7 protein-coding genes are annotated in these 7,424 nt (G+C 39.9%); 1 reads left to right on the top strand and 6 read right to left on the bottom strand.

What is annotated here, in order from left to right; translation table 11 throughout:
• Positions 1-110: 110 nt before the first annotated feature.
• The 3 genes from ACLN19_RS06210 to ACLN19_RS06200 form a co-directional block, all read right to left on the bottom strand.
• On the bottom strand, positions 111-746 hold the full coding sequence (locus ACLN19_RS06210) for an NAD(P)-dependent oxidoreductase (protein WP_413384408.1): 636 nt from the start codon (positions 744-746) through the stop codon (positions 111-113).
• 108 nt (positions 747-854) lie between these two features.
• Complete coding sequence (locus tag ACLN19_RS06205) at positions 855-1,283, bottom strand: Rrf2 family transcriptional regulator (RefSeq protein WP_413384406.1); 429 nt, start codon at positions 1,281-1,283, stop codon at positions 855-857.
• A gap of 286 nt (positions 1,284-1,569) precedes the next feature.
• The gene (locus ACLN19_RS06200) at positions 1,570-4,020 is read right to left on the bottom strand and encodes a YhgE/Pip family protein (protein WP_413384403.1); all 2,451 of its coding nucleotides are present in this window, start codon (positions 4,018-4,020) and stop codon (positions 1,570-1,572) included.
• 133 nt (positions 4,021-4,153) lie between these two features.
• Between ACLN19_RS06200 and ACLN19_RS06195 the strand changes: the two genes are divergently transcribed.
• Positions 4,154-4,687 carry a TetR/AcrR family transcriptional regulator gene (locus tag ACLN19_RS06195; protein ID WP_413384401.1) on the top strand — a complete coding sequence of 178 codons (534 nt, stop codon included), beginning with the start codon at positions 4,154-4,156 and terminating at the stop codon, positions 4,685-4,687.
• Positions 4,688-4,762: 75 nt separating this feature from the next.
• Here the strand turns inward: ACLN19_RS06195 and rpsD are convergent, their stop codons facing one another.
• The 3 genes from rpsD to ACLN19_RS06180 all read right to left on the bottom strand — a co-directional run bounded on the left by rpsD (position 4,763) and on the right by ACLN19_RS06180 (position 7,413).
• Entirely contained in the window at positions 4,763-5,374 is a 612-nt protein-coding gene (gene rpsD / locus ACLN19_RS06190) for a 30S ribosomal protein S4 (protein ID WP_413384399.1), read from the bottom strand.
• Positions 5,375-5,618: 244 nt separating this feature from the next.
• On the bottom strand, positions 5,619-7,019 hold the full coding sequence (locus ACLN19_RS06185) for a VWA domain-containing protein (RefSeq protein WP_413384397.1): 1,401 nt from the start codon (positions 7,017-7,019) through the stop codon (positions 5,619-5,621).
• A 121-nt stretch (positions 7,020-7,140) separates the two neighbouring features.
• Entirely contained in the window at positions 7,141-7,413 is a 273-nt protein-coding gene (locus ACLN19_RS06180) for a Veg family protein (protein ID WP_413384395.1), read from the bottom strand.
• Positions 7,414-7,424 lie beyond the last annotated feature (11 nt).

Raw genomic sequence — 7,424 nt, 5'->3', positions numbered from 1 at the left:
AGAACTCAATCCTTCAGCTAAATATATAGTGTCCAACTTTTGGGGGGCAGTACATTACATCTCTCGGATTTTTATATTGACTTTAAACTCTTATGATTTAAGTCTAGGTATTATCTACCAAGTAAGCTAATACGCTCTTTTAGGTGATGACCACTTTCTATCTCATCGACAAAGCCGATAGCATAATCCGCATAACTAATGACGCTCTCGCCGTCGCTATTAAGTGTAAACTCTTCACCTGCTCTAATATAGCGCCCCGTACGCTCACCCTCTGCTTGAAAATCTGCCGCTGGGCTAATAAAAGTCCACTCGACATCTGAGCGCTCTCTAAGAGCTTCCAAGGCTTGTGCTTGCGCCTTAGCTAGAGGATAATACTCTTTTGGAAAATCAGCTGTCTCAAAAAGCTGTACATCATGCTTATCGCTCACATACAAGCTACCTGCCCCTCCAACAACTAATAAACGTGTCTTTGTCCCAGACAAGATATCAGCCAAGTGCATCGATGCTTTTGTATGGAGATCTAACGTCTCAGGTGTCCAAGCCCCAAAAGCATTGATAACCACCTCAAAAGGTGCTAAATCTGCCTTATTCAAATCAAATAAATCTTTTGACACATACTCTTGTGCTGTTGAGTGATTGTCAGCACCACGCGCAAAACCTGTCACATCGTGACCTCTTGACACCAATTCATCAATAATAGCCTTAGCTGCTCGACCGTTTGACCCAATAACTGCAATAGTTGACATAAGAACCTCCGTTTTTGTTGTAATGATAGTTATTACATCTAAGTGATATAACCAGTATAGCCTCTTTTTAATGTAATGTCAATAGTTACACCTTAAAATTATCGCTTTTTAGATATATGGTCTACCAGCCTCGACAACGTCTGCTAGTGTCTGCTTAGCCAAGCTATCTTCCATCGCCTTTTGAGCCGCAAGGAGCCTATCATCTAACATATCATGGATATGACGCCCCACTGGGCAGTTGGGATTAGGATTCTCATGAAAAGCAAATAAGCCTTGCTCTTTGATACTATCTACCGCCTGATAAACATCAAATAAGCTAATCTCATGATAATCTTTGATAATGCTTGCCCCACCCTGACCACGCTTGACCTCAATCAGACCTGCTTTTTTCAGCTGAGACATGATATTACGAATAATAACAGGATTGACCCTGATACTGTCAGCTAGTTTATCGCTAGTCACCTTCTCTTCTTGTGAAAAATAAGCAATATAGGTCAATATATGCATGGCAATCGTAAAACGACTTGAAATTTGCATGATTTTCCTCCTTAACATCTCTTTTGTCACTATACCGCTCTTTTGATGTTATGTCAATGATGACAACTAAAAAACAAACTAGCCTCCAATAAAACACATTAAAACATGAGCAGTGCTAAAATTGACTATCAACACTCTTTTACTCACAACGATTATACTACTAACAGCTCATTATCAAACTAAAAAATGACCTACAATCAAAGCACTCCTAAAGGTCATCGACAAAAACAAATAACCCCTCCAAGCGCTAATAAGCTTGAAGGGGAATCATGATCGTCAAAAAACATTAAGCTTCTTGTTTTGGCTTACGGTAGATCAGTAACGCCAAGCCCATAAATCCAATCATAAAGGCGAGAAGAACACTCACTTGGGTCGTAATATCTCCCGTTAGCGAGATAGTCTCACGAAAACCTGATACCGCATAAGACATCGGCAAGAAAGGCTGAACTGTCTCAAAGAAGCGATTACTCAACTGGATAGGGTAAGTCCCTGCACTTGCTCCTAGTTGCACTAGTAGGAAAAGCAAGCTAATAAATGAACCATAACGGTCATTCCAGCCGACAAGAGCCGTTACCAAGGACATCATACTCCAACCACCTAATAAGGCAATGATAAAGGTCTTTCCAACATAGGATGGATTCACTCCAATCGCTTGCACCGCCAAGACTAAAATAACGGAAGAAGCTGTTGCAATGATACCGTTGATGAGCAGTTTGTTACGTGCCCACTCAAAGCGATTCTTAGGTTCTTTTCCTGACAAAGCTTTAGCAAAGATAACATTGGCTGAAAGGGCAACGACCATCAAGGCAACTGACATCATGTACGGTGCCATACCGACACCATTAGTCTTGACATTGTCCTTATCAGTATGACTAAGTGTAACAGGGTTTGCCACAGCTTGAGCATTATCTTCTTTGACAGAGACGAGCTTAAGTTGGTCTTCTGCTTTGCTAAGTGAGCCTAAGAGCGTGTCTGTACCAGTTGACAGGCTTGTCAAGCCATTTGTCATGCTGCTTCCACCTTGAGCCAGCTGTCCAGAACCTGAAGCAATCTGATCTGCTCCTGAGGCGAGCTGACTAGCACCATTGATAAGCGTGCTTGAATTGCTGGTCAATTGCTCAGCACCTGACGCTAACTGTCCAACACCTGATAGCAATTGTCCATTATTGCTTGATAATTGGCTTGCACCACTATTTAAAGCAGAGATAGCACTACTAAAGGTTGTCACACCTGACATAAGCTGATTAGCACCGCTAGAAAGTTGACTTTGAAGCGTCGCAACACCACCTGCGATTTGTTGACTACCTGGTACCAATTGCTGTGTTGTTGCTGCATTGACTTCTGATAAGCCTGTTTGCAATTGTGTAAGGGCTGCACTAGCACCATTTAAAGCCGTATCAGCGCTTGCTGCTAAACTAGCAACTTGTGCTTGCAAAGTCGCCAACTGACTTGTCGCGCCTGTATTTTGAAGTTGTGATAATTGTGATTTCAACGCAGAAATAGTCCCTAAAGCAGCGGAAACATCTGGTGCAGATGAGCTAGTACTTGCTAAGGCTGAGTCAATCTCAGCACGCTCAGTTTCTGAAAGACTTTGATAAGCAGAGGTCGCTTGAACTGCTGCTAACTGGTTATTGCTACTTGGAGTAGCTAATGCTTGAAGCTGACTTGATAAGCTATCCAAGGCTCCTGCTATCGCTGAAGTATCAATACTTGGCATTGTCTGAGAACTCAAGCCACTATTTAAGGCTTGAATAGCTTGATTCAGCTGAGGCAACCCTGCTATTAAGTTATTGATATTAGCTTGTTGCTCAGTTGATAGACTGGTCTTTGAAGCTAGTGTTTCTAGTCCTGCTGTCAATTGATTAGCACCATCAACAAGTGCTTGAATTTTATCGGAACTACTTGACAAGCTAGAGACACCATCTACTAGACGTTGGGTATTGCTATCTAGTTGATTAAGACCATTAGCCACTTGGTTGACACCATTAGTATAAGTTGTCAACCCACTTGACAATGTCCCAATACCACCTGATAAGGTACCTACACCATTAGTATAAGTAATCAAACCACTATTTAGGGTATTAGCTCCATTGGCAAAGGTCTGACTGGAGTCTGCCAATGTATTTAAACCACTTGTCAAGGTCTGACTACCATCTAATAACTTAGTCGTACCATCAGCTAACTGTTGCGTCCCATCAACAGCTTGCCCCATGCCATCTGTCATACTAGACATACTCTTAAAGACCGCTGAGGTATAAGTCTTTGTGATAGACTCAGACACTTTAGATTGAAGTTGATTCATAGCTGATTCACTCATCTTAGACGCTACAAAACTACGTCCTTTTGTGGTCTGATAGTCAATAGTCACTTGCTTAGGGTCTGTCGTCATAAGACTAGCGGCATTTTCAGACATATCTTCTGGAAAGGTGATTACCATATAATAATCCCCTTTAGAGAGTCCTTCTTGCGCTTTTTCCTTAGATATAAAATGATAATCTAAGCTCTTGCTCTTCTCAAGACTCTCCACCATATCGCTACCAATCGCAATGGTCTTATTGTTTAGCGTTGCTGATTTATCTTGATTAACAACTGCTACAGGCAGTTGATCCAGCTTACCATATGGGTTCCACATAGAAGATAAGAAGATGACATTATAAAGCATCGGAATCAGGGAAACACCAAAAATCGTTATCCATAATTGTGGACTTTTAATAATTGCTTTTAATTCGTCTAACATAATTCCCTTCCTATTTAGACAGTTTCTTCCTTTTTCTGTTATAATATATTATTATACAAATTTCAATCTATTTTGCAATCGTAATGGTTATTTTTTAGACACCGTGTGCAAACTTGTTTAAAAGGAGATCCATATGTCACATGATACGCGTAAAGAAAGAACGAAAAAAGCCTTAGAAGAAGCCTTGGTGAGCTTATTGGAACATCAAAATTTCAATGATATCTCAACTAGCGACTTAGCTAAAACTGCCAACATCAGCCGTTCCAATTTTTACAATCATTATAAGGACAAATATGAAATGATTGATATCTATCAAAAAACCGTTTTTCACAAATTGGAGGCGATTTTTGACAAAAATCAATTTGACAAATCTAGAGCCTTTCTAGAAATTTTTGAATTCTTAGACCGTGAATCTCTGTTTGCTGCTCTACTCACCCAAAACGGCACTATTGAGATTCAGACTTTTATCCGTAACAAGCTGCAACGAATGATTTCTCAAGATCTCTTTGATGTTTATCACGATAAAGAAGATATTCCCGCTGAAAAGCTTTATAGTAGCGTATACTTTAGCCACGCTATCTTTGGGGTTTATCAAATGTGGGTCACACGAGGTAAACAAGAAACACCTCAAGAAATCACACAATTACTGCTAACACTTCTCTCTTAAACCCATAAGACTAGTTATCTAGTCTTTTTTCTATCCATAAGAAAAAGCCCAAAAGGGCTTTTTAATATGATAATCTTAAAGCATCTTGTTGTAGAATTCAACGATAAGAGCTTCATTGATTTCTGGGTTGATTTCATCACGCTCTGGAAGGCGAGTCAATGACCCTTCAAGTTTTTCAGCATCAAATGATACAAATGCTGGACGTCCAAGAGTTGCTTCAACAGCTTCAAGGATTGCTGGCACTTTAAGAGATTTTTCACGAACTGAAATCACTTGACCTGGTGTTACGCGGTATGATGGGATATCCACACGTTTACCGTCAACAAGGATGTGACCATGGTTTACAAATTGACGTGCTTGACGACGTGTAGTTGCTAAACCAAGACGGTAAACAACGTTGTCCAAACGGCGCTCAAGAAGTACCATAAAGTTGAAACCAAGTGTTCCACCTTTGATTTTAGTAGCTTGCACAAACAAGTTACGGAATTGTTTTTCACCTAAACCATAAGTGAAGCGCAATTTTTGCTTTTCAGCCAATTGCAAACCGTACTCTGACAATTTGCTACGGTTGTTTGGTCCATGTTGACCTGGCACATAGTTACGGCGTGCCAATTCTTTACCTGTACCTGTAAGAGACAAGCCAAGACGACGTGATTGTTTCCATGATGGTCCTGTATAACGTGACATTTACATGTCCTCCTCTAAATTAAATAATCTGAGGAAATAGTCACTGAAAAGAGCCCTGATTCGTGCAGTTAATCTTCGCCCAAACAGCAAAGGTTACTTGTATCAGCTTTCGCTTAGTATCAACTGTTGACGAGCTTCATGCTCTTTTTGCTGCTATTTCACACAATGGATATTATACCATAGTTTCTGGTAGTTGTAAACTTTTTAGCGCTAAAAAGAGTTAATCAAAAGCGCTACTATCTTTTTAGTCTATTTTTCGTGCTTTAGTGTAGGCTGCCACAAAAGCGCTCAACCATAAACCGCCTCCAAGAAGACTAAGGAAGGTATTGTCCATATCTCCTGTATTTGGCAATATTTTACTATTAGAAGAACGCTCTTTAGGTGATAATGCCTGCTCTTTCAAGCTATCCTTAATCATAGCTAGAGGTAACATACCCGCCATCTGAGACCCCTTAACCATCGGAGATACCTTATCCTGGATATCAGCTTCAAGGATTAATTCAACCAACATCTCATAAACATCTTCTGTAATGAGGTATGTTGTCTCTGTTTCACTCAAAGCCACAATCCAGTTAACAAGGTCACCTGTCAATAATGTTGAAAAATCGGATGTCACATCAAGAAAGACACCATCTGTCTCTGTCACAAGTGGTAAGAAATAATCTGCTAGACTATTCAAACTAATAACAGATGTTGAAATATCAGCTTCTTTGAGTAAAGCAATCGTCTCTTCTAAGCTTGAAATATCCTCACTACTGTAATCAAACTCTTCACCTGTCACTAAAATGACAAAGCGTTTGCCATCCTCAGACCAATCATAATCACTTGATAATGCCACATGAGACAATGATGCTGTTCCTTCTTCGCTAACGCCAGACGCTTTAATAGCAGATAAGGCTGCTAGGAAGGCAACAGGCTCACTTGTGAAATGAGAGTCATCAAAGCGTGCATAATGAATATAGTCTTCTCCTGCATAGTCCACTAAGCCTAGACGTGGTGTAATCGAATACTTATACAGTTCTTCTACAAAAGAAGTGATGTGTTGTTTGACAGCTGCAATTTTATCAACCATTGAGCCTGTATGGTCAATCATAAAGACGATATCTGCTCCTGTACTCGTCTCATAATCCCTTACTTCTTTGACAATCTCACCTGTGCTAGTCTTAACCACTGTTTGTCTAACCAATAGACGACCTTCTTCAGTCTCTAGAGTCTTTTCTGAGCTTTTAGTGGTAACGATTGGCTCTAACTCTCCTTCTGGATAGTCATTAGACACCACTGTTTTTGTCGTCACGCTAACTTGCAATTCTGATGCGTAATAGCCATCATCTTCAAACTCAGAAGCGTCATCAATACTAATCTCACTATCAACGACATCCCCTTCAACAGCTTCATCTTCATCAACTATAGGTGTCTCTTCTACCTCTAGAATTTCTGATAGCGCTTCACCAACAGGTCCTTCTTGTATGACACTTTCGACCTCCTCACCGATAGCATCATCTTCAACAACGACGATATCAGAAATACTTGGAGCATTTCCCTGTTCTGACGCTTGAACTTGTGTAGCTGAGAAAAAAGCAAATACAAGCACGACAGATACCAAGCCTACTTTTAATTTTTTTAGGCTGTAACGATTCTTTTTCATAATCCCTGTCCCTTCTCTCTTTATATCATCAGTATATCACGTTTTAACCCAAAGCTAGGTCGTAACGCTCACTATTTTGTGAATTTTAGATAATGAAAAAAACTAGCTTATTTACTAGTTTTTAATCAAAATATCTAATAAGTGTTTTTTCAGTCAAAATATCAGAATACGTATAAGATTCCACGTAAGTATTGTCCTCTACATCTGGAATACCTGACTCATCTTTATACTCAACGATAAAAAGAGATGGATAGACTTCGATTAAGCGTCCAATCTTATTCTTCTCACGCTTACGACCATTCTCCAAAGTCAACTCAACCAGTTGACCTTCATGGTTTTTGATATCCTCTTTGATTTTTTTCATCTTTGCTACATCTGCAAATGCATCACTCATCGTCATTAACC

The sequence above is a fragment of the Streptococcus lishijunsis genome (assembly GCF_047290665.1).
Taxonomy (GTDB): domain Bacteria; phylum Bacillota; class Bacilli; order Lactobacillales; family Streptococcaceae; genus Streptococcus.
Note: the sequence above shows the minus strand (reverse complement) of the source record. Positions and strands in the feature narration are given on the sequence as shown.